At 60.5% G+C, this 20,050-nt stretch carries 21 protein-coding genes; 5 read left to right on the top strand and 16 right to left on the bottom strand.

The genetic code is table 11. The annotated features are described in order from the left end of the window. Window positions 1-11: 11 nt before the first annotated feature. Entirely contained in the window at window positions 12-602 is a 591-nt protein-coding gene (locus tag AAC599_RS05610; RefSeq protein ID WP_340149423.1) for a cytochrome b/b6 domain-containing protein, read from the bottom strand. A 143-nt stretch (window positions 603-745) separates the two neighbouring features. On the opposite strand from AAC599_RS05610, the gene AAC599_RS05605 reads away from it, so the two are divergent. Beyond that, complete coding sequence (locus AAC599_RS05605) at window positions 746-1,363, top strand: pyridoxamine 5'-phosphate oxidase family protein (RefSeq protein WP_340149422.1); 618 nt, start codon at window positions 746-748, stop codon at window positions 1,361-1,363. Between the two features lie 259 nt (window positions 1,364-1,622). On the opposite strand, the gene AAC599_RS05600 is transcribed toward AAC599_RS05605, so the two are convergent. The 8 genes from AAC599_RS05600 to AAC599_RS05565 form a co-directional block, all read right to left on the bottom strand. Further along, window positions 1,623-3,011 (bottom strand): NAD(P)(+) transhydrogenase (Re/Si-specific) subunit beta, encoded by a 1,389-nt coding sequence (locus tag AAC599_RS05600; protein WP_340149421.1) that lies wholly within the window; start codon window positions 3,009-3,011, stop codon window positions 1,623-1,625. A gap of 12 nt (window positions 3,012-3,023) precedes the next feature. Continuing rightward, complete coding sequence (locus AAC599_RS05595; RefSeq protein ID WP_340149685.1) at window positions 3,024-3,311, bottom strand: NAD(P) transhydrogenase subunit alpha; 288 nt, start codon at window positions 3,309-3,311, stop codon at window positions 3,024-3,026. 8 nt (window positions 3,312-3,319) lie between these two features. Beyond that, on the bottom strand, window positions 3,320-4,471 hold the full coding sequence (locus AAC599_RS05590; RefSeq protein ID WP_340149420.1) for a Re/Si-specific NAD(P)(+) transhydrogenase subunit alpha: 1,152 nt from the start codon (window positions 4,469-4,471) through the stop codon (window positions 3,320-3,322). 94 nt (window positions 4,472-4,565) lie between these two features. Further along, window positions 4,566-4,694 carry an aa3-type cytochrome c oxidase subunit IV gene (locus tag AAC599_RS05585; RefSeq protein ID WP_340149419.1) on the bottom strand — a complete coding sequence of 43 codons (129 nt, stop codon included), beginning with the start codon at window positions 4,692-4,694 and terminating at the stop codon, window positions 4,566-4,568. A 107-nt stretch (window positions 4,695-4,801) separates the two neighbouring features. Further along, entirely contained in the window at window positions 4,802-6,574 is a 1,773-nt protein-coding gene (locus AAC599_RS05580) for a M3 family oligoendopeptidase (RefSeq protein WP_340149418.1), read from the bottom strand. 54 nt (window positions 6,575-6,628) lie between these two features. After that, complete coding sequence (locus AAC599_RS05575; protein WP_340149417.1) at window positions 6,629-7,078, bottom strand: PaaI family thioesterase; 450 nt, start codon at window positions 7,076-7,078, stop codon at window positions 6,629-6,631. Next, window positions 7,075-7,551, bottom strand: a complete 477-nt coding sequence (locus AAC599_RS05570) for a PaaI family thioesterase (RefSeq protein WP_340149416.1) — start codon at window positions 7,549-7,551, stop codon at window positions 7,075-7,077. The genes AAC599_RS05575 and AAC599_RS05570 overlap by 4 nt, the downstream gene beginning before the upstream one ends. 8 nt (window positions 7,552-7,559) lie before the next feature. Next, a complete protein-coding gene (locus AAC599_RS05565) occupies window positions 7,560-8,540 on the bottom strand; it encodes an NAD-dependent epimerase/dehydratase family protein (RefSeq protein ID WP_340149415.1) in 981 nt (326 codons plus the stop codon). A gap of 197 nt (window positions 8,541-8,737) precedes the next feature. On the opposite strand from AAC599_RS05565, the gene AAC599_RS05560 reads away from it, so the two are divergent. Then, a complete protein-coding gene (locus AAC599_RS05560; RefSeq protein ID WP_340149414.1) occupies window positions 8,738-12,208 on the top strand; it encodes an indolepyruvate ferredoxin oxidoreductase family protein in 3,471 nt (1,156 codons plus the stop codon). An 83-nt stretch (window positions 12,209-12,291) separates the two neighbouring features. Beyond that, window positions 12,292-12,522 carry a DUF1272 domain-containing protein gene (locus AAC599_RS05555; RefSeq protein ID WP_340149413.1) on the top strand — a complete coding sequence of 77 codons (231 nt, stop codon included), beginning with the start codon at window positions 12,292-12,294 and terminating at the stop codon, window positions 12,520-12,522. 2 nt (window positions 12,523-12,524) lie between these two features. On the opposite strand, the gene AAC599_RS05550 is transcribed toward AAC599_RS05555, so the two are convergent. Beyond that, entirely contained in the window at window positions 12,525-12,845 is a 321-nt protein-coding gene (locus tag AAC599_RS05550; protein ID WP_340149412.1) for a hypothetical protein, read from the bottom strand. Between the two features lie 169 nt (window positions 12,846-13,014). On the opposite strand from AAC599_RS05550, the gene AAC599_RS05545 reads away from it, so the two are divergent. After that, entirely contained in the window at window positions 13,015-13,644 is a 630-nt protein-coding gene (locus AAC599_RS05545) for a HupE/UreJ family protein (RefSeq protein WP_340149411.1), read from the top strand. A gap of 76 nt (window positions 13,645-13,720) precedes the next feature. Here the strand turns inward: AAC599_RS05545 and AAC599_RS05540 are convergent, their stop codons facing one another. From AAC599_RS05540 to AAC599_RS05525, 4 genes are all read right to left on the bottom strand, one after another. After that, window positions 13,721-14,023, bottom strand: a complete 303-nt coding sequence (locus tag AAC599_RS05540; RefSeq protein ID WP_340149410.1) for a DUF2312 domain-containing protein — start codon at window positions 14,021-14,023, stop codon at window positions 13,721-13,723. Between the two features lie 124 nt (window positions 14,024-14,147). Continuing rightward, complete coding sequence (locus AAC599_RS05535) at window positions 14,148-14,441, bottom strand: DUF1244 domain-containing protein (protein WP_340149409.1); 294 nt, start codon at window positions 14,439-14,441, stop codon at window positions 14,148-14,150. Between the two features lie 29 nt (window positions 14,442-14,470). Beyond that, the gene (locus tag AAC599_RS05530; protein WP_340149408.1) at window positions 14,471-15,613 is read right to left on the bottom strand and encodes a carboxylate-amine ligase; all 1,143 of its coding nucleotides are present in this window, start codon (window positions 15,611-15,613) and stop codon (window positions 14,471-14,473) included. Continuing rightward, window positions 15,610-16,386 (bottom strand): N-formylglutamate amidohydrolase, encoded by a 777-nt coding sequence (locus AAC599_RS05525; RefSeq protein WP_340149407.1) that lies wholly within the window; start codon window positions 16,384-16,386, stop codon window positions 15,610-15,612. The genes AAC599_RS05530 and AAC599_RS05525 overlap by 4 nt, the downstream gene beginning before the upstream one ends. 258 nt (window positions 16,387-16,644) lie before the next feature. Here AAC599_RS05525 and pyk point away from each other — a divergent pair, with 258 nt between their 5' ends. Then, complete coding sequence (pyk, locus tag AAC599_RS05520) at window positions 16,645-18,066, top strand: pyruvate kinase (protein ID WP_340149406.1); 1,422 nt, start codon at window positions 16,645-16,647, stop codon at window positions 18,064-18,066. Window positions 18,067-18,119: 53 nt separating this feature from the next. Here the strand turns inward: pyk and AAC599_RS05515 are convergent, their stop codons facing one another. Next, window positions 18,120-18,677, bottom strand: coding sequence for a tetratricopeptide repeat protein (locus tag AAC599_RS05515; RefSeq protein WP_340149405.1), 558 nt, complete (start codon window positions 18,675-18,677; stop codon window positions 18,120-18,122). 80 nt (window positions 18,678-18,757) lie between these two features. Then, window positions 18,758-20,050: a glycolate oxidase subunit GlcF gene (gene glcF, locus AAC599_RS05510; protein ID WP_340149404.1), complete on the bottom strand. Its 1,293-nt coding sequence runs from the start codon at window positions 20,048-20,050 to the stop codon at window positions 18,758-18,760.

Genomic DNA, 20,050 nt, shown 5'->3' with positions numbered 1-20,050 from the left:
TTTCGATTGCCTTAACTGTCCGGCCTTTTTTTGCGAAAGCTGAACATCTGAAAGAGGATGCGCTGTCCGAAAATCTCGTGCAGGAGTGCCGCGCCGACATGCAGCGCCAGATAAGTCCACATCAGCACGCCGAAGGCTTCGTGGATATCCTCAACCTCATGAAGCGCGCCGCGGAGCTCCCCCGTCTCCGGCGCAAAGAAGAAAATCACCGAGCCGGACGCCGCCATCCCCGTGGCGACCAGCAGCCCGAGACCCTGGATCGCCCCGGCAAGCGGGCTCGGCTCTTTCGTGCCCGGCAGGGTCACGGTCAGGATCGCGGATATATAGCGGCGGATATCCTCGATCAGCGCCCGCCGCCCGGCCGCGCTCAGCCACGGGAACAGATGCCCGAGCCTGAGCGGCCCCCGGCGCAGCAGCGACCAGAGCCAGTAGATCACCAGCAGCGCCAGAATGCTGACGCCGATCCGCTCATGTATCTCGTAAAAGAAATCGCCGGGATAGCCGTCATCCGGCTCCTCCATCACATTGCTGACCAGCAGCTGCGCCGTGATGCCGACGGCAAAGAGAAGATGCAGCAGACGGCTGAAACGGTCATAAAACATGGGCAGGCCCCCCATTGAGACAGAATATGCCCTGACTATACCCAATTCCGTTATCGCCGCAATTGATCCTGCTCAAACACTTCTGTACAAAGAGAGGGCCTCGGGCGATCGTATCCTTGGAACAGAATAGCGGGAGCAAAACAATGAGTGAGCACAGCATCACCACCGTTGACGAGCTGTACAGCGTCTACAAACCCCCGGCGGAGCGCGCCGTGCAGAAGGAACTTCCCCGGCTCGACAAGCATTGCCGCCACTTCATCGCGCTCTCCCCCTTCCTCGTGATCAGCACCGATGGCGGCGACGGCACCGCCGATGCCTCGCCGCGCGGCGATGCGCCGGGCTTCGTGACCGTGCTGGATGATAACACGCTCGCCCTTCCCGACCGACCGGGCAACAACCGCCTCGACAGCCTGATCAATATCCTGCGCAATCCCGCCGTCGGCATGATCTTTCTGGTACCGGGCATTAACGAGACCCTGCGCATCAACGGCACGGCCACGATCAGCACCGACCCCGATCTGATGAAGGCCCACGCCGTCGATGGCAAGCTGCCGCGCTCGGTGCTTCTGATAAAGGTCACCTCGGCCTATATGCATTGCGCGAAGGCGCTGATCCGCTCAAAGCTCTGGGCGGAGGAGAGCAAGGTTGAGCGCAACGTCTTCCCAACGCTCGGACAGGTGCTCGCCGACCAGATCGCCGGGATGGACGCCGAACAGTCCGACGCCTATCTCGAAGTTGCCTATAAGGAAAATCTTTACTGAGCGCGAGCCGGCACCCTTAGGGGTGCTGGTTATTGCCCCAGGTGCAGCACATCAAATCCGGGTCCTGCTCCGCCGTCGTCGTCTGACAGGCCGCCAGCAGGAACAGCGCCGCCCCGATCAGTAAAATGCGCATCGCCTCACTCCCTCATAAAACCCACTTCAGGGAAATGAGCTTTTCCACGGAAGGATCAAGTGCGCCGGATCACAAAAAAGCCGCTGGCTCTCACCAGCGGCTTTTGTTTTGGGTATGAGCTCTGGGCTACAGCGCCTTGATGATATCCTCGACCATTTTCTTGGCGTCGGCGAGGAGCATCATGGTGTTGTCCTTGTAGAACAGGTCGTTGTCGATACCGGCGTAGCCCGACGACATCGAGCGTTTCACGAACAGCACCGTGCGCGCCTTGTCCACATCGAGGATCGGCATGCCGAAGATCGGGCTGGAGGGATCGTCGCGCGCCGCCGGGTTGGTCACGTCGTTCGCGCCCACCACCAACGCCACATCGGCGCCGGAGAAGTCGGAGTTGATTTCCTCCAGCTCGAACACCTCGTCATAGGGGACCTGCGCCTCGGCCAGCAGCACATTCATATGGCCGGGCATGCGGCCCGCCACCGGATGAATGGCATAGACAACCTCAACGCCTTCTTCCTTCAGGGCATCGACCATCTCGCGGAGCGCATGCTGGGCCTGCGCCACGGCGAGACCGTAACCCGGCACGATGATGACCTTGCCCGCGTTCTTCATGATGAAGGCCGCATCATCGGCGGAGCCCGCCTTGAACGGACGGTCGCCCTTGTCGGGACCGGCCGCGGCCGTATCGCCGCCGAAGCCGCCGAGGATGACGCTGAAGAAGGAGCGGTTCATCGCCTTGCACATGATGTAGGAGAGGATCGCGCCCGAGGAACCGACCAGCGCGCCGACGATGATCAGCGCCGTGTTCTCCAGCGTGAAGCCGATGCCCGCCGCCGCCCAGCCGGAATAGCTGTTCAGCATCGAGACCACCACCGGCATATCGGCGCCGCCGATCGGGATGATGATCAGGAAGCCGATGAGGAAGGCAAGCGCCGTCATGGCCCAGAAGATTGTCGGGTCGAGATCGAGGCAGAACCAGACAATCAGCGCGACGATCAAAAGGCCGATCGCGAGATTGAGCAGATGCTGCCCCGGGAAAATCACCGGATTGCCGGAGACGAGCCCCTGCAGCTTGGTGAAGGCGATGATCGAGCCGGAGAAGGTGATCGCGCCAACCACAATGCCGATCGACATCTCGATCCGCGAGAGCACCGTCAGTTCGCCCCCTGCGCCCAAGATGCCATAGGCGTCCGGGTTGTAGAAGGCGGCCGCGGCGACCAGCACGGCGGCAAGGCCGACGAGGCTGTGGAAAGCCGCGACAAGCTGCGGCATGGCGGTCATGGCGATGCGCTGGGCAATCACCGCGCCGATGGCGCCGCCGACGACAATCCCGCCGATGATCCACTCATAGGAGAGAACGTCCGGCCGGAGGATGGTGACAATGATGGCAATGGCCATACCGGCCATGCCCATGATATTCCCGCGCCGGGAACTGTCCGGAGAGGACAGGCCACGAAGCGCGAGAACGAAAAGAATGGCGGAAACCAGATAGGCAAGCGCCGTAAAGTTTGCAGACACGGTGCGTCCCCCTTATTTCTGTTTTTTCTTGTACATGGACAGCATCCGCTGGGTCACGAGGAAGCCCCCGAAGATATTGACCGAGGCGAGCACGATGGCGACGAAGCCGAAGACTTTCGCCAGTGTCATGTCCGCCGGTCCGGCGGCGATCAGGGCACCGACGATAATCACCGAGGAAATCGCGTTGGTGACCGCCATCAGCGGTGTATGCAGGGCGGGCGTCACGCTCCAGACCACGTAATAGCCAACAAAAATGGCGAGCACAAAAATGGCCAGCCGGAAAACAGTTGGATCTACCATATCCATAATCAGTTCCCTCCCTCAGTCAGTTGCGGGTGGATCACGCTGCCGTCGCGGGTGAGCGCGGCGCCGAGGACAACCTCGTCCTCCCAGTTCAGGTTCAAGTTCCCCGTTTCCTTGTCGATCATCGGGGTCAGGAAATTGAATAAATTCTTCGCGAACAGGGCCGAGGCGTCACTGGCAAGACGGCTCGGCACATTGCGATGGCCGATAATCTTGACGCCGTTCTCGGTGACGACAATCTCGCCCGGTTTCGACTGGGTGACGTTACCGCCCGCCTCGACCGCGAGGTCAACAACGACGGACCCCTTCTTCATCACCGCAAGCATCTCGTCGGTAATCAGGATCGGCGCGGTCCGGCCCGGAATAAGCGCCGTGGTGATCACCATGTCCTGCTTCTTGATATGTTCGAACACAAGCTCCGCCTGGCGTTTCTTGTAGTCGTCGCTCATCTCCTTGGCGTAACCGCCTTCGGTCTCGCCGGTCTCATCCGTCTCAACCATGATGAACTTCGCCCCGAGGCTTTCGACCTGTTCCTTCGTCGCGGCGCGCACGTCGGTGGCGGTCACAATGGCGCCGAGGCGGCGGGCGGTGGCAATGGCCTGAAGACCGGCAACGCCGACGCCCATGACAAAGCATTTGGCCGGGGCAATGGTGCCGGCGGCAGTCATCATCATCGGCATGGCGCGGCCATATTCGGCGGCGGCATCGAGCACGGCCTTGTAGCCCGAGAGGTTCGACTGGCTGGAGAGCACGTCCATGGACTGGGCGCGGCTGATGCGCGGCAACAATTCCAGCGCGAGTGCCGTAATGCCCGCTTTGGCGTAGTCGGCGACCTGCTCGCGGTTCTGCATGGCGGAGAGATGGCCGACCAGTACGGCGCCCTTCTTCATCAGCGCCAGTTCATCCGTCCCCTCTTCTTTCGTCAGCGGATGCTGGATTTTGAGGACCACATCGGCGTCTTTCAGCGCCGCGGCCTCATCGGCGGCGATGGTCGCGCCTGCCTCTTCAAAGTCTGAATCCTTGAAGGAGCTTGTCTCTCCCGCGCCGGCCTCAACGATGACCTCGGCGCCCAGAGCGACAAATTTCTTCACGGTATCCGGGGAGGCGGCGACCCGCTTCTCGTTTTCCCGGCGCTCCCTTGGGATGGCGATTTTCATAATCGATCCTTTTATTGTTGTGAATTTCGGTGATGTGGCGGCTGCCCCCGCCGCTGACTGCGCTAATCAAAGTCGGGTGGCGCCCGCGCCTACGTCAGAGCAGGAAGATCGCCATCAGGATCAGAAGAATGATAATCGCGATCGTGCCGTATTTGAACAGCTTCACAAAGGCATCGAAGGAATCCTTCTGCGCATCGATGTTCATATTTCCCTGCTCGCTCATGATGATATACCTTTCATTTCTCACGCGTCGTTATATTACGTTGCGATGCAATATACCGAAATCTGCCCGTCGAGCAACAGAATGTCGTATGAGATGGCTGAAAAAGGTTAAAGCGCTTCCAGCTCGTCGATGAAGCCCTCGATCACATCAAGGCCGCGGGACCAGAAGGCCGGGTCCGACGCGTCCAGGTTGAAGGGCGCCAGCAGTTCCTTGTGCCGGAGCGTGCCGCCCGCCTTCAGCATGTCGAAATATTTATCCTGAAAGCCGCTGTCCGCCTCCTGATAGATGGCATAGAGCGCATTCACCAGACAGTCGCCGAACGCATAGGCATAGACATAGAAGGGTGAGTGGATGAAATGCGGGATATAGGACCAGAAATACTGATACTCGTCATGCAGCCGGATCGCCGGGCCGAGGCTCTCGCGCTGGACATCCATCCAGATTTCGCCGATCTGGTCGGGGGACAGCTCCTCCTCCTTCCGGGCCGCATGCAGGCGCCGCTCGAACTCATAGAAAGCGATCTGTCGCACCACGGTGTTCAGCATATCCTCGACCTTGCCCGCCAGCATGATCTTGCGCTTGGCCGGATCGCTCTCTTTCTCCAGAAGCGCGCGGAAGGTGAGCTGCTCACCAAAGACGCTCGCGGTTTCGGCCAAAGTCAGCGGCGTATCGGCGAGCAGGCCGCCCTGCGGCGCCGCCAGAAGCTGATGCACCCCGTGGCCAAGCTCATGGGCGAGCGTCATCACATCGCGGATATTGCCCTGATAATTCAGCAACAGATAGGGATGCACGCTCGGCACTGTCGGATGGGCGAAGGCCCCCGGGGATTTGCCGGGACGCACGCCCGCGTCGATCCAGGGCTTTTCGAAAAACTGCTGGCCCAGCGCCGAGAGATCGGGCGAGAAGCGGCCATAGGCCTCCAGCACGGTGTCGCGGGCCTCGTTCCAGGGGATGATCCGGTCATCGGAATCGGGCAGCGGCGCGTTGCGGTCCCAATAGTCAATCTTCTCTTTCCCCATCCATTTCGCCTTGATTGCGTAATAGCGATGGGACAGGCGCGGATAGGCGCTCTGCACGGCCTCGGACAGCGCATCGACGACCTCGGCCTCCACCTGGTTGGAGAGATGGCGCATGGCGGCGGGTTCCGGCGCACCGCGCCAGTCATCCTCGATCGCCTTGTCCTTGGCCAGCGTGTTGGTAATCAGCGAGAACAGCCGGACATTCTGCCCGAACACCTTGCCGAGATTTTTCGCTGCCTTCTTGCGCAGCTCCGCATTCGGGCTGGAAAGCAGGTGCAGCACCTGCTGCGAGGCCATTTCCTCGCCATCCACCTCGAATTTGAGGCCCGCCATGGTCTCATCGAACAGCCGCACCCAGGCGCTCCGTCCGGCGATGTCCTTCTCATGCAGCAGTTTCTCGATCTCGTCGGAGAGCTGATAGGGTTTCAGCGCCCGCACGTTATCAAGCCAGGGCTTGTATTTCTTCAGGCTGCTGCCCTCATACATCGCCTCAAGCCGGTCATCCTCTATCGCGTTCAGCTCCAGCGTGAAGAACAGAAGGTCGGTGCCGATGGCGCTGATCTTCTCCTGCATGGTCTGGAAGAACTTACCGATATCCGGGTCCGACATATTGCCCGCATAGACGAGATAGGCATAGGACATGATCCGGCCCTCGATCTCGCCGATCTCCTCGAACTTGGCGATGGCGAGATAGAGCCCCTGCCCGTCCAGCTCGGTCAGCTTGCCCTTGTATTGCGCGGCGAAGGCCTTGGCATCCTGCGCCGCTGTTTCCAGATCCTCGCGCAGCTCGGGCGAGGTCCGGGACGGGTACAGATCGCTCAGGTCCCATTCAGGCAGATTGGCAAGGGCGGCATCAGTCATGTAAAGCAAACTCCAGCGGCAATAAATTGTTCCTGTACATTTAGGACTTTCCCGTCAACTGACAAGGAAATTGGCATGGGCGGCGGCAATTGGCCGGTCCCGGTCCTTCTGCCAGGCCTCGATCCGCATGTTGGCGACCCGGCGGCCGGGCTTGGTCACCACCGCCTCGGCATAGGTTTCGATCGGCTTGCCGGAGCGGAGATATTCCACCGTGATATTGATGATCTTGGGCAGGCGCGTCACCTCCTGCGTCGCGAACAGATGCACGAGCGCCGTACTCTCCAGAAACGCGCCGATGACCCCGCCATGCAGCGCCGGCAGGGTCGGGTTGCCGATGAATTTCTTATCCTCGGGCAGGATGCAGGTGAGCCGTCCGTCGGTCTTTTCCAGCCGCAGCCCGAGATAAGTGAAATAGGGAATCATCGCGAACACGGGGCGCCAGTCGTTACTTTGCTTCGCCTGCTCGATCCGGGCGACGAAATCTTCGGAGGTCATGGTCGTCATGATTTCGTCCTCTTCTCGTCCGCGGCTTCATTCAACGTCTTGCCCGTACTCGATTTCAGCATGAAGGTGCCGACGGCATTGGCGATCGGGTCCTCGGGGGCGCTGTGATAGGCGATGGCGCGGACGAAGGCGATCTGCTTCGTCGTCCGGTAACAGGTCGCATGGGTATAGACATCCTCCCCCGGGGTGGCCGGTTTCAGATAGTCGATGCGCAAATCCAGCGTCGCAAGCGGCATGTATTTCTGCAGCCGTGCGTAGATGCACATGCCCGCCGCCGTATCGATCAGCGTGGTGATGATGCCGCCATGGAGCACGCCGTTGACCGGGTTTCCGGCGAAGCGGTCCTGATACGGCAGGCTGAAGGTCACCCCGTCGGCATTCATGTCATGGACCCGCACGCCGATGTCCGCGCAATGGGGAATGCCATGATCAATAATATTCTGTATCTGCGAAATATCGAACGCGTCCGACATGAGTAACTCTAACCCTTATTGTATTCCTGGTACCATTTGACGAATTTCGGCAGGCCTTCTTCAAGGCTGGTGGTGGGTTCATATCCCACATCCCGGTGGATCGGGTCAATATCGGCGTAGGTTTCCTTGATATCGCCCGGCTGCATGGGCATAAACTCGCGCTTGGCCCCGACGCCAAGGGTTTTCTCGATAATCTCAACGAAATCGAGGAGCTTCTCCGCCCGGTTGTTGCCGATGTTATAGACCCGGTGCGGCACATGGCCTTCCTTGATTTCCGGCGGGTTTACCAGCACCTCCAGAATGCCTTTCACGACATCGTCGATATAGGTGAAGTCGCGCTTCATATCGCCATGGTTATAGATATGGACCGGCTTGCCCTTCATGATCTGCTCGGTAAAGCGCCAGTAGGCCATGTCCGGCCGCCCCCAGGGTCCGTAAACGGTGAAGAAGCGCAGGCCCGTCATCGGAATATCATAGAGATGCGCATAACTATGGGCCATCAGCTCATTGGCCTTCTTCGTCGCCGCATAGAGCGAGAGCGGGCTGTCCGTCGTCTGGCTTACCGAGAAGGGCATTTTCGTATTGGCGCCATAGACGGAACTGGAACTCGCATAGACCACATGCTTGAGATTCTCAAGCTGGCGGCAGAGTTCCAGTATGGTCAGGAAGCCGGTGATATTCGCCGCCGTATAGTCAAACGGGCGGGTCAGGCTGTGACGGACCCCGGCCTGCGCCGCCAGATGGACGATGAGGCTGATCTTTGAATGATCGCCGAGCGCCTTGTAGAGCGCGGCGCGGTCCGAAATATCAAGCTCATAGAAAGTGAAGTTGCTGTATAAATCGAGGCGGTTCAGCCGGTCCTTCTTCAGCTTCACGTCATAATAGGGATTGAGGTTGTCGATCCCGATCACCTTTCTGCCGCCGGCCAACAGGGTTTCGGCCACATGCATTCCGATAAATCCTGCTACGCCCGTCACCAGTATGGTCATGCTTACCCCTTACAAAAAAGTCTACCCGTCCCTTATCCAAAAGCACTTTTGCCCCGGAAAAGTCAAAAAAAATCGGACGGCAATTTCATGAAAAGATATATATGTCAGTATTATTGACCTTTTTTGCCTTTCATGATAATATCCTTATATCTAACGCTGAATATGTCTTTTTTTCGAATGGGAGTGAGGGTTAAGAGATGCAGTTGGCAAATGTGACGCTGGACGACAAATATACGCTTGAAGAAGGGCGTATTTTCCTGACCGGCATTCAGGCGCTGGTGCGCCTGCCGCTGATGCAGAAGGAACGCGACCGCGCCGCCGGGCTGAACACGGCGGGCTTTATCTCCGGATATCGCGGCTCACCGCTGGCGGGCTATGACCAGTCGCTCTGGAAGGCGTCCAAAATCCTGAAAGAGAATGACATCCATTTCGAGCCGGGCGTCAATGAAGACCTCGCCGCCACCGCCGTCTGGGGCAGCCAGCAGCTCAATATGTTCAAGGGTGCGCGCTATGACGGCGTGTTCGGCCTGTGGTACGGCAAGGGACCCGGCGTCGATCGCTCCGGCGACGTCTTCCGCCATGCCAACAGCGCGGGCAGCTCGAAATATGGCGGGGTGCTGGCGCTCGCCGGCGACGATCACGGCATCGTCTCCTCCTCCATCGCACATCAGAGCGAGCATAGCTTCGCCGGCTGGATGATGCCCGTGCTGCATCCCGCCAATGTGCAGGAGATTCTCGACTACGGCCTGCTCGGGATCGAGATGTCGCGCTTCTCCGGCCTGTGGATCGGTTTCAAATGCATTTCCGAGACGGTGGAGGGCGGGGCCTCCGTCTATGTCGCGCCGGATCGCGGCAATTTCATCCGCCCGAATATCGAAATGCCCGAAGGCGGCCTCAATATCCAGCCCCATGACAACCGCTTCGATCAGGAAGTGCGCCTCAACAAGCACAAGATCTATGCCGCCCGCGCCTTCGCCCGCGCCAACAATATCGACCGGGTGACCATGGACAGCCCGAAGCGCCGTTTCGGCATCGTGACTGTCGGCAAGTCCTATTACGATGTGCGCCAGTCGCTCCGCGACCTTGGCATCGACGATGACCTCGCGGCGGAAATCGGCCTGACCGTCTATAAGGTCGGCATGCCCTGGCCGCTGGAGCCCGACGGCATCCGCCAGTTCGCCGAAGGACTGGAGGAAGTGCTGGTGATCGAGGAGAAACGCGCCGTGATCGAAAACCAGATGAAGGAGCAGCTCTATAACTGGGACACCGGTGTGCGCCCGCGCATCATCGGCAAGTTCGATGAGGACAAGCATGCGATCATGCCATCGACCGGGGAAATGACCCCGGCCATGGTGGCGCGCGTCATCGCCGCCCGCATCCGCCGTTTCTATACTTCCGAATCGATCGAGAACCGCCTCGCCTTCCTTGACCGCAAGGAAAAGCAGCTGGAAGCGGAACCGGCGAAGCTGGTCCGCACGCCCTTCTACTGCTCGGGCTGCCCGCATAACACCTCCACCGTCGTGCCGGAAGGAAGCCGCGCCGTCGCCGGGATCGGCTGTCATTTCATGGTCACCTGGATGAACCGCAACACCGACACCTTTACCCAGATGGGCGGCGAAGGCGTGCCCTGGGTCGGCCAGCAGCATTTCACGGACGAGCAACATATCTTCGCCAACCTGGGCGACGGCACCTATTACCATTCCGGCATCCTCGCCATCCGTCAGGCGGTCGCGGCAAAGGCCAACATGACCTACAAGATCCTCTATAACGACGCCGTTGCCATGACCGGCGGACAGCCGACAGAGGGGAATATCACCCCCTGGCAGATCGCCCAGCAGCTCGAAGGCGAAGGCGTCTCAATGATCCGCGTGGTGACGGATGAGCCCGACAAATATGCGGAAGGCACACCCTGGCCTGAGGGCACGACGATCCATCACCGCGACGATCTCGACAAGATCCAGCGGCATCTCAGGGAGGAAAAGGGCGTCTCCATCCTCATCTATGACCAGACCTGCGCCGCCGAGAAACGCCGCCGCCGCAAGCGCGGCACCTTCCCCGATCCGGCCAAGCGCGTGATCATCAACGATCTCGTCTGCGAAGGCTGCGGCGATTGTTCGGTCAAGTCGAACTGCCTGTCGGTCGAGCCATTGGAGACCGAGTTCGGCCGCAAGCGGACCATCAACCAGTCCACCTGCAACAAGGACTATTCCTGCCTCAACGGCTTCTGCCCGAGTTTCGTCACTGTCGAGGGCGGCGAGCTGCGTAAAGGCGAGACCCATTCGGCGGAGAACCCGGCCGTGGGCCTGCCCGCCCCCGCCCCGCGCGAGCTGACGGGCCCCTACCGTATCCTGATCACCGGCATCGGCGGCACCGGCGTCGTCACCATCGGCGCCATTGTCGGCATGGCCGCGCATCTGGAGGAAAAGGGCATTTCCGTCCTTGATCAGGCTGGCCTCGCCCAGAAGGGCGGCGCCGTCACCAGCCATGTGCATATCGCCCCGAAACCGGAGGATATCAACGCCGTCCGCATCCCGGCGGGACGCGCCGACCTCTTGATCGGCTGTGACATGGTGGTCTCGGGCTCCTATGACTCCCTGGCGAAATTCGATGTCGGCGTTGCCCATGCGGTGATCAACGCCCATCCCTCGCCGACCATGGATTTCACCCTCGATCCCGATGCCCCCTTCCCGGTCCAGGACACGCTCGATCATATCCGCGATGCGGTCGGCGCCGATGCCTGCGACCTGATCGAGGCGAGCGAGATCGCGACGACGCTGATGGGTGATTCCATCGCGACGAACCTGTTCATGCTCGGTTTTGCCTATCAGAAAGGTCTGATCCCGCTCAGCGAGGAAGCCTTGCTCCGCGCGGTCGAGCTCAACGGCGTCGCCGTGCCCTTCAACAAGAAGGCCTTCGGCTGGGGCCGCGTCATGGCCCATGATCCCGACAAGGTGATGAAGGAAGTGAACGAGCTCAAGGGCCCGACGCTCATTCAGGAACCGACGAACGACCTCGACGAGATGATCTCCCGCCGGGTCGAGTTTCTCACCGGATACCAGAGCGCCCGCTATGCCCGCCGCTACAGCGACCTTGTCGCCAAGGTCCGGCTCAGCGAGAGCGACATCAAACCCGGCGATACCTCCCTCTCCGAAGCGGTGGCCCGCGCCTACTTCAAGCTGCTCGCCTATAAAGACGAGTATGAAGTCGCCCGGCTCTATGCGGACCCGGTCTTCATGCAAAAGGTGGAGCATATGATGGAGGGCGACTATTCGCTCAAGTTCCATCTCGCACCGCCGCTCTTCTCGAAGCGCGATCCGGACACCGGGCATCTCAAGAAGAAGGAATACGGGCAATATATGATGAAGGCCTACCGCTTCCTCGCGAAGTTCAAACGGTTACGCGGGACCCCGCTCGATATTTTCGGCTATCAGGAGGACCGCAAGATGGAGCGGGCGCTGATCAAGGAATATGAGGCGACCCTGACCGAGGTTCTGGCCGGATTGACGGCGGAAAATCACGCAACCGCTGTCGCCATCGCCGAACTGCCGATGGAAATCCGCGGCTATGGCCATGTGAAAGAGAAGGCGATCAAGCTCTATCACGGTGATCTCGAAAACCTGCTTGCCACCTTCAAGAACCCTGAGCCGCAGAAGCAAGCGGCGGAGTAAGGACAAGTGGCTCCCCGGGCAGCGTTCTATTGGACCTGTCCGGGCGGTCGCATCTCGGTTATAGAGAGGCAAAGGAGAGAACCATGCTGGAACTCAGACCCAACTGCGAAACATGCGATGTGGACCTGCCGAATGGCGAGGTCGATGCCTATATCTGCACCTTTGAATGCACCTTCTGTGAAAGCTGCGCGAAAGGTGTCCATAGCGACGTCTGCCCGAACTGCGGCGGCAACTTCACCCTCCGTCCGGTGCGCCCTGCCGCGCTGATGGCAAAATACCCGCAGAGCACGAAGCGCATCGTCGCAAAAACATAACGTCACTCGGGAAAGCGCACCCAGGTCGGGCGCGGCGTCGCCGGTTTTTTCTCCGGCGCGGGCTTTTCTGCCTTTGCCTGCGGTCTGGATAACAGCGGCTCCAGTCCCGATGTCATGGCCCGGATGAGTTCCGCCGACTGCCGGTTGAGGGCGATCTTCTCCTCCTCGCCATGGGCGGCAGAGGCATGGCGGTCCGCCGCCGTCGCCAGAAGCCGCCGCGCCTCCTCCGCCGTGAACAGGCCGTTGATCACGCATTGCTGCAGGATCAGCTCGCTGATGGTGAGGGCCGCGAAGCCTGCGGCGTCTGTGGAAAATTCCGTCATATCCCCAAACCGGCATTAGGGTTCCTAGCTACCTGCGGATTAATAACAGGTATCTTCTGCACTTAATTATTGCAATTCCGAATACAAGGGGCATGACACGAACGCGCATTGTCAGGCTTGCAAGCGGGCGAGCCCTGCGGTACCGTAAAACGGGATCCCCGCCCACAAGATGACAATCAAAGAGAATCCGAACATGCGAGATATGATGTCCAAACCCCTTACAACGGCGAGTATTCTGGCCGCCTCCTCCCTGCTGCTGGCGAGCCCGGCCCTCGCCCATACCGGCACCGGCATCGCCGGCGGTTTCAGCAGCGGTTTCGCCCATCCGGTGCTGGGCTGGGATCACCTTGTGGCAATGGTCGCCGTAGGCCTCTGGGGGGCGTCCCTCGGCACGCGCGGGATCTGGCTGCTGCCGATCGTGTTTCCGGTTGTCATGGCCATCGGCGCCGGTCTCGGCATCGCCGGAATGCCCGTTCCCGCGGTCGAGGCCGGGATCGCCGCCTCGGCGGTTGTGCTGGGACTGCTGATCGTCTTCATGGTGCGCCCGCCGATGTGGGTCGCGGGGGTTATCGTCGGCTTCTTCGCCCTGTTCCACGGCCATGCCCATGGCACGGAGCTGCCCGCAGCGGCCAGCGCCCTTGCCTATGGCGCCGGGTTCGTGCTGGCGACGGGCCTTCTGCATCTTTGCGGGATCGGGATCGGTTCACTCGGCAATTCGCGCATCGGCAATATTGCCATTCGCGCGGGCGGCGGTGCCATCTCTCTCGTTGGCGCGGCCTTCCTCGTCGGCGCGGTCTGAGAGGACATAAAAAAGCTGATGCGCGCGGCCTGCACGGCCCGGCATCAGCCTTTCTCATAAGGGACGGATTTCCGCTCTAGAAACTTGCGGCTTCGCTCTCGTTCTCCGCGCCCTCTTCGGGCATATTCTCATCAGCCGCCATGCCAAGCGCATGCTTGTACAGGTCGATCATATATTCCTGCTCCTGCAGGTCGGCCTTGTCCATCTTGCGAAGGCGCAGCACGGCGCGCATGGCCTTGACATCGAAGCCCGTGCCCTTGGCCTCGGCGAAGATTTCCTTGATATCGTCGGCAATGCCCTTCTTCTCTTCTTCCAGGCGCTCAATTCTCTCGATATAGGATCGCAGATGATCTGCGGCCACTCCGCCGACGTCAGCCATAATGTCTCTTCTCCGTGAATATGATCATGCAATGGGCCGGATTTTTTCCGGGTGGGATTTCTAGCATTTCTCCGCCGGAGAAATCTATGCCCTTGGCAAAAAAATTTGACCCTGCCTGAATGCCTTAGTGATCCTTGTGGCTTTCCTTGAAGGCAGCCTTCTGTTCGGCGCTCGCCTCGGTCTGGTATTTCGCCTTCCATTCATCGAACGGCATGCCATAGACGATCTCGCGCGCCTGCATCTTGTCCATCTCGATGCCCTTCTCGTTCGCCGCCTCCATATACCAGTTGGAGAGGCAGTTGCGGCAGAAACCGCCAAGGTTCATCAGATCGATATTCTGCACATCGGTGCGGGTCCTGAGGTGATCGCGCAGGCGCCGATAAGCCGCCGCTTCAAGTTCGAGTGTTTGCTGATCCATACTATTCCCTTTCCGTGGGGTGTTTCCTATTACTGTAGGCCGCTGACCGTTTCTTTCAAGACCTGATCGACAACTTTGACCAGCGCCTCCTCCTTGCTGGCACCGCTCTCGATCGCCTTGTGATAGGCGGCGATCTGCCTATCGGCGGAGGTGCCGCGCCGGGCGATCTCGCGCGCATGGGCGACTTCCTTCTCGCAGCCGAGAAACGCCGCATCCTCGGCGGTGAGGCCGATAATCTCCTCGACCAGGTCGGCGGCGGGCACCGGCGCCGGTATCCCGAAATCGATCAGCTTGCCCTCGACCCCGAAACGCTGCGCGATCCAGCGGTTCTCGGCCACCAGCGTCTGCGGATAGATGCGCCAGCGCTGGTTATTGCGCCGGAGCCGGTACAGCATCCTGAGGATACAGGAATAAAGCGCGGCAATGGCGAGGCTGTCCTCGACCAGCGGGCAGACATCGCAGAGCCGCATTTCCAGCGTCGGGAATTTCGACGACGGGCGCATGTCCCACCAGAGCTTCGATCCGTCCTCCAGCGTCCCCGCCTCGACCAGCGTATCGATAAGCCGGGAAAACTCGCCGTAACTCTCGAAGCGGTCGGGGATGCCGGTCCGGGGCAGTGCATCGAACACCGTCATGCGGTAGGATTTAAGGCCGCTCTCCTCCCCCCGCCAGAAGGGCGAGGAGGTGCTGAGCGCCAGCAGATGCGGCAGGAAATAGCTCGCCTGGTTCATCAGATCGATGCGCAGTTCCGGATCCTCAATCGCGCAATGCACATGCATGCCGCAGATCATCAGCCGCCGCACCGTCGCCTGCATGTCGCGCGCGATCACGTCATAGCGTTCCTTGGGCGTATGCTTGAGCTGGTGCCAGTCAGCAAAAGGGTGGACGGAGGCCGCCATCACGCCAAGGCCGTGCTTGCCTGCGACCTCGGCCACGGTCCGGCGCAGCTCGGTCAGGGCGGCCCGCGCCTCGGTGATATTGCGGCACACGCGGGTGCCGACTTCAAGCTGGGAGCGGAGGAATTCCGGCGTCACCAGATGATCGGGCAGCCTTCTCTCGCATTCGGCAAGGATATCCTCGCTCGGCTCGATGGCGAGCGCGCGGGTTTCCAGATCGACGAGAAGATACTCTTCCTCGATACCGATGGTGAAGCTTGGTTCGGCAATGCTCATGCGTCGGCCTCCTTTGCCCATCCCGTCACGGGGTCCAGCCGCAGCAGCGCATCCGCCATGATCGAGGCCCATTTCTCGGCCCCCTGATGGGTGTCGATCAGGTCCTGGCGGATTTCGATGGCGACATTGGGAAGACCCCGTTTCATGCCATGTTCGTTCATCGTGTAACCGAGGGGATCACGCGCCGAGTAGGGCTCGTTATCGCCGACGACGAGGGAATGGTTCTGCCGCAGTATTTTCAGGAGCGGCAGCGCGAGCCGCGGGTCTGCATCCCAGAGCACGCCGATATGCCAGGGCCGCTCGAACTCGTTCATCACCGGGGTGAAGCTGTGCATGGAGACGAGCAGCGGCGCCGCGTGATGTTCAAGCTTGCGGTCGATCAGGCCGGTTATCGCCCCCTGATAGGGCGTGAACCAGCTGTCCACCCGCCGTTTCCTCTCCGCCTCCGGCATGTCGCGGTTGGCGGGAATTTCCACCCCATCGCTGATCACCGGCGTACTCGCCGGATCGTCGGGATAGCGGTTCGCATCCAGCAGCAGGCGGGAGAAGCGCGCATAGATTGCCGTCGCCCCGATCTTCTCGGACAGGCGCCGGGTCACATCCTCGATACCGATGTCCCAGGCGATATGCCGGTGCAGCACCGCCGGATCGGCAAGGCCGAGATTGTCATATTCGGGCGGGATATGGCGGCTGGCATGATCGACCAAAAGCAGCAGCGGGCTGTCGCTCTCCGGGTTCTGAATGTCAAAGGCGGAAGTAGTACTGTCGGTCATGGTCCCAAGAGCAAAGTGAAAGAATGACGGGAGTGTATCCCGATTTACCGCCAGCTTACAATGACAGCGGGCCAGGGCGCACGCAGATTCTCGCCCTCCCCGCCCGCGAAAAGAGAAACAATACGGCCCCGGCAGTGAAGCGGAGCTCCTGCCTACTATTTGAAAAAAGTCAATATTACCACTCACCTAACTGTCATAAAACCGTTAGTATGGGCGTGAGAGTATCGTCCCCCGGTTTTATCGACAGGCAAGATTTTTATGCGACGACTGAGAAAAACGAAGATCATTGCAACCCTTGGACCGTCGAGCAGCAGCGCCAGCATGATCGAGGCCCTGCATCTCGCGGGCGCGGATGTGTTCCGGTTGAATTTCAGCCATGGCAGCCATGCCGACCATGAGGAACGGGTCAACACGATCCGCGCGCTGGAGAAGAACAGCGGACGGCCCATCGGCATCCTCGCCGATCTGCAGGGGCCGAAAATCCGCCTCGGCACCTTCAGGGACGGGCCGGTCATGCTCGAAAATGACGCATCCTTCCGCCTCGATCTGGACGAGACCCCGGGCGACAAGACGCGCGTTTCGCTGCCGCATCCGGCTGTCCTTGAAAGCCTGGAGGAAGGCAGCATCCTGCTCCTCGATGATGGCAAGCTCAAGCTGACGGTGATGAAGGCGGGCAAGGATTTCGCCGACTGCGAGGTGACCGTCGGCGGCAAGATTTCCGACCGCAAGGGTGTCAACATCCCGAACGCCCTGGTCCGCATGAGCCCGCTGACCGACAAGGACCGCAAGGACCTCGATTTCGCGCTGTCGCTCGGAGTCGACTGGGTCGCCCTCTCCTTCGTCCAACGGCCCGATGATATCGCCGAGGTGAAGAAGATCGTGGCCGGGCGCGCCGCCGTCATGGCGAAGATCGAGAAACCCGCCGCCGTCGAGGCGCTCGACGGCATCATCGATCTTGCCGATGCGATCATGGTTGCCCGCGGCGACCTGGGCGTCGAAATGCCGATACAGGAGGTCCCGGCGATCCAGAAGAAAATCATCGCCCGGGCGCGCGAGGCCGGCAAGCCGGTCGTCGTCGCAACGCAGATGCTGGAAAGCATGATCGCCGCGCCGGTGCCGACCCGCGCCGAGGTGACGGATGTCGCCAACGCCATTTATGACGGCACCGATACGGTCATGCTCTCGGCGGAGAGCGCGGCGGGAGAATACCCGCTGGAGGCTGTCTCGATGATGAATGATATCGCCGAGGTGACGGAAAAGGACCCGATGTATCAGGGCATTATCGATTCCAAGCATGGCACGCTGGAAGCGACCACCGCCGATGCGATCAGCGCCGCCGCCACCCAGGTGGCGAGCACCATCGGCGCGGCCAGCGTCGTGACCTACACCACGTCGGGCTCGACCGCGCTCCGCGCCGCACGCGAACGCGGCAAGACGCCGGTGCTGGTGCTGACGCCGAAGCTAAAGACGGCGCGCACCCTCGCCCTCGTCTGGGGGCTGCATTGCGTGCATACGTCGGATGCGAAGAATTTCGCGGAGATGGTGGACAAGGCCTGCAAGATTTCCTTCGCCGAGGGCTTCACGCGGCCGGGCGACCGGGTCGTGATCATGGCCGGGGTTCCCTTCGGCACACCGGGCTCCACCAATATCCTCAGGATTGCCTGGGTCGGCGAACAGTAAGCTGTTTCAAGAGTATTCGGGAAGGGTCGTTCAGGGAAAGGCCGGACGGCGGATCAGATGTTCTTCTTGTCCCGCTCGATCTGGAGCCGCTCCAGACGGGCCTTGACGCCCTTCATATGCGGGTTGATATCGACGGCCTTCTCATAGGCGGAAAGGGCACCCGCCTCGCTCTCACGGATATCGTATATCTGGCCGAGGCCGGAGAGCGCGCCGAAATGCCGGGGCTCCAACTCCAGCGTGCGGCCGATATCCTCAATCGAGCTTTCATACTCGCCGATCATGAACAGGACCGTCGCCCGCTTGTTCCAGCCTTCCGAAAATTCCGGATCGACCTTGATCACCGTGGAGAAAATGGACAGCGCCTTGGCGAATTCCCCGCGGCTCATATAGCTGATCCCCTGAAGCATCAGGAAATCGACCGTATCACTGCCGGAGGTCAGCCAGATCTTCCAGATGCTGCCCTCGATCATCTTGGCCTTGGTGGCATCTTCGGTCTTGGCAAGTTCTGAGAAGAGATCGTCCAGTTTGGGATCATCCTGCCGCGCGAACGCGGGGGCGGCCCAGCCGAGGAGGCCAATGATGACTAATATGCTGAGTAGTCGTCGTCCCATGCCTTGAATATAGTCGATTTTTCAAAAATTGGTAGCAGGACATTCAAACACAAAATTGTGAGCGGTCGTTTTTTGGGCGCTTAAGGCAGCGCCGCCGGTTTCGGCCCGCCCGTCGCCCAGTCAAGCAGTTCCACCGTATGGACCACGGGCAGCTTCATGCCGGAAGCGATCTGGGCAATGCAGCCGATATTCCCCGCGGCGACAAGATCGGGATCGGTTTTCGCGATATTGCTGATTTTTCGCGCCTTCAGCTTCGCCGACAGCTCCGGCTGCAACAGGTTGTAGGTTCCCGCCGAACCACAGCAGATATGGGATTCGGGAATATCCGTCACTTCGAATCCGGCGCGCCGCAACAGGGCTTTCGGCTCCTCCCGGATTTGCTGTCCATGCTGGAGCGAGCAGGCGGAATGATAAGCGACCTTGAGTGCCTGTTTCACCTTCGGTGGCTCCATCTCGATCCCGCTCAGGAATTCCGTGATGTCGCAGGCAAGATCCGCGACCTGTTCGGCCTGTTCGGCGAGGCGCTTGTCGGACTGATGGGCGAACAGCTCCCCATAATCCTTGACCGTCGTGCCGCAACCCGAGGTGTTGATGATGATGGCGTCCAGCCCCTCGCCGTCCATCTCCTGTGCCCAGGCGCGGATATTGGCGCGAGCGAAGCCCTGCGCGTCCTTTTCCTTGCCCATATGCAGCGGCAGCGCGCCGCAGCAGCCGGTAGCTTTCGGGATAACCACCTCGACCCCGTGGCGGTTCAAAAGACGGATGGTCGCGTCATTGATTTCGGGCGCCAACACCTTCTGCGCGCAGCCGGTCATCAGCACGACCCGCTTCTTCCGGTGCCCACCTGCCGGATGCAGCCGCTTGCCATCGAGGCGGGATGCGGGCGGCAAGCTTGCGGGCGCCATGTCCAGCATTGCCTTTAGGGGGCCGGAGAAGGCGTCTTTGAACGGCCGGGCAAGACGCGCGCCGAACAGGGAGGCGCGAAAGAGCAAAGGGCGCGGCAGCACGATGCCGAGCACGGCCCGCAGCATCCGCTCGAACAGCGGGCGCTTGTAGGTTTCCTCGATATAATCGCGGCCATGCTCCACCAGATGCATGTAATCGACGCCGGAGGGGCAGGTCGTCATGCAGGACAGGCAGGAGAGACAGCGATCAAGATGCTGCACGGTCGAGGCCGGGGCCGGTTCCCCGCTTTGGAGCATCTGCTGCATCAGATAGATGCGCCCGCGCGGGCTGTCACGCTCATCACCCAGCTCCAGATAGGTCGGGCAGGTCGCCGTGCAGAAGCCGCAATGGACGCAGGCCCTGAGGATATCGTTGGAGCGGGCGATCTTCGGGTCGGCAAGCTGGAGAATGGAGAATTCCGTTTTCAT

This window comes from uncultured Sneathiella sp., from assembly GCF_963976355.1.
GTDB lineage: Bacteria > Pseudomonadota > Alphaproteobacteria > Sneathiellales > Sneathiellaceae > Sneathiella.
This window is presented reverse-complemented; position numbering and strand designations above follow the sequence as displayed.

What these genes read in the sequence shown, in the direction of transcription:
- AAC599_RS05610 (WP_340149423.1), bottom strand. Translation starts at nt 602, where the DNA reads ATGTTTTATGACCGTTTCAGCCGTCTGCTGCATCTTCTCTTTGCCGTC.
- AAC599_RS05605 (WP_340149422.1), top strand. Translation starts at nt 746, where the DNA reads ATGAGTGAGCACAGCATCACCACCGTTGACGAGCTGTACAGCGTCTAC.
- AAC599_RS05595 (WP_340149685.1), bottom strand. Translation starts at nt 3,311, where the DNA reads ATGGTAGATCCAACTGTTTTCCGGCTGGCCATTTTTGTGCTCGCCATT.
- AAC599_RS05590 (WP_340149420.1), bottom strand. Translation starts at nt 4,471, where the DNA reads ATGAAAATCGCCATCCCAAGGGAGCGCCGGGAAAACGAGAAGCGGGTC.
- AAC599_RS05585 (WP_340149419.1), bottom strand. Translation starts at nt 4,694, where the DNA reads ATGAGCGAGCAGGGAAATATGAACATCGATGCGCAGAAGGATTCCTTC.
- AAC599_RS05580 (WP_340149418.1), bottom strand. Translation starts at nt 6,574, where the DNA reads ATGACTGATGCCGCCCTTGCCAATCTGCCTGAATGGGACCTGAGCGAT.
- AAC599_RS05575 (WP_340149417.1), bottom strand. Translation starts at nt 7,078, where the DNA reads ATGACGACCATGACCTCCGAAGATTTCGTCGCCCGGATCGAGCAGGCG.
- AAC599_RS05570 (WP_340149416.1), bottom strand. Translation starts at nt 7,551, where the DNA reads ATGTCGGACGCGTTCGATATTTCGCAGATACAGAATATTATTGATCAT.
- AAC599_RS05565 (WP_340149415.1), bottom strand. Translation starts at nt 8,540, where the DNA reads ATGACCATACTGGTGACGGGCGTAGCAGGATTTATCGGAATGCATGTG.
- AAC599_RS05560 (WP_340149414.1), top strand. Translation starts at nt 8,738, where the DNA reads ATGCAGTTGGCAAATGTGACGCTGGACGACAAATATACGCTTGAAGAA.
- AAC599_RS05555 (WP_340149413.1), top strand. Translation starts at nt 12,292, where the DNA reads ATGCTGGAACTCAGACCCAACTGCGAAACATGCGATGTGGACCTGCCG.
- AAC599_RS05550 (WP_340149412.1), bottom strand. Translation starts at nt 12,845, where the DNA reads ATGACGGAATTTTCCACAGACGCCGCAGGCTTCGCGGCCCTCACCATC.
- AAC599_RS05545 (WP_340149411.1), top strand. Translation starts at nt 13,015, where the DNA reads ATGACAATCAAAGAGAATCCGAACATGCGAGATATGATGTCCAAACCC.
- AAC599_RS05540 (WP_340149410.1), bottom strand. Translation starts at nt 14,023, where the DNA reads ATGGCTGACGTCGGCGGAGTGGCCGCAGATCATCTGCGATCCTATATC.
- AAC599_RS05535 (WP_340149409.1), bottom strand. Translation starts at nt 14,441, where the DNA reads ATGGATCAGCAAACACTCGAACTTGAAGCGGCGGCTTATCGGCGCCTG.
- AAC599_RS05530 (WP_340149408.1), bottom strand. Translation starts at nt 15,613, where the DNA reads ATGAGCATTGCCGAACCAAGCTTCACCATCGGTATCGAGGAAGAGTAT.
- AAC599_RS05525 (WP_340149407.1), bottom strand. Translation starts at nt 16,386, where the DNA reads ATGACCGACAGTACTACTTCCGCCTTTGACATTCAGAACCCGGAGAGC.
- pyk (WP_340149406.1), top strand. Translation starts at nt 16,645, where the DNA reads ATGCGACGACTGAGAAAAACGAAGATCATTGCAACCCTTGGACCGTCG.
- AAC599_RS05515 (WP_340149405.1), bottom strand. Translation starts at nt 18,677, where the DNA reads ATGGGACGACGACTACTCAGCATATTAGTCATCATTGGCCTCCTCGGC.
- glcF (WP_340149404.1), bottom strand. Translation starts at nt 20,050, where the DNA reads ATGAAAACGGAATTCTCCATTCTCCAGCTTGCCGACCCGAAGATCGCC.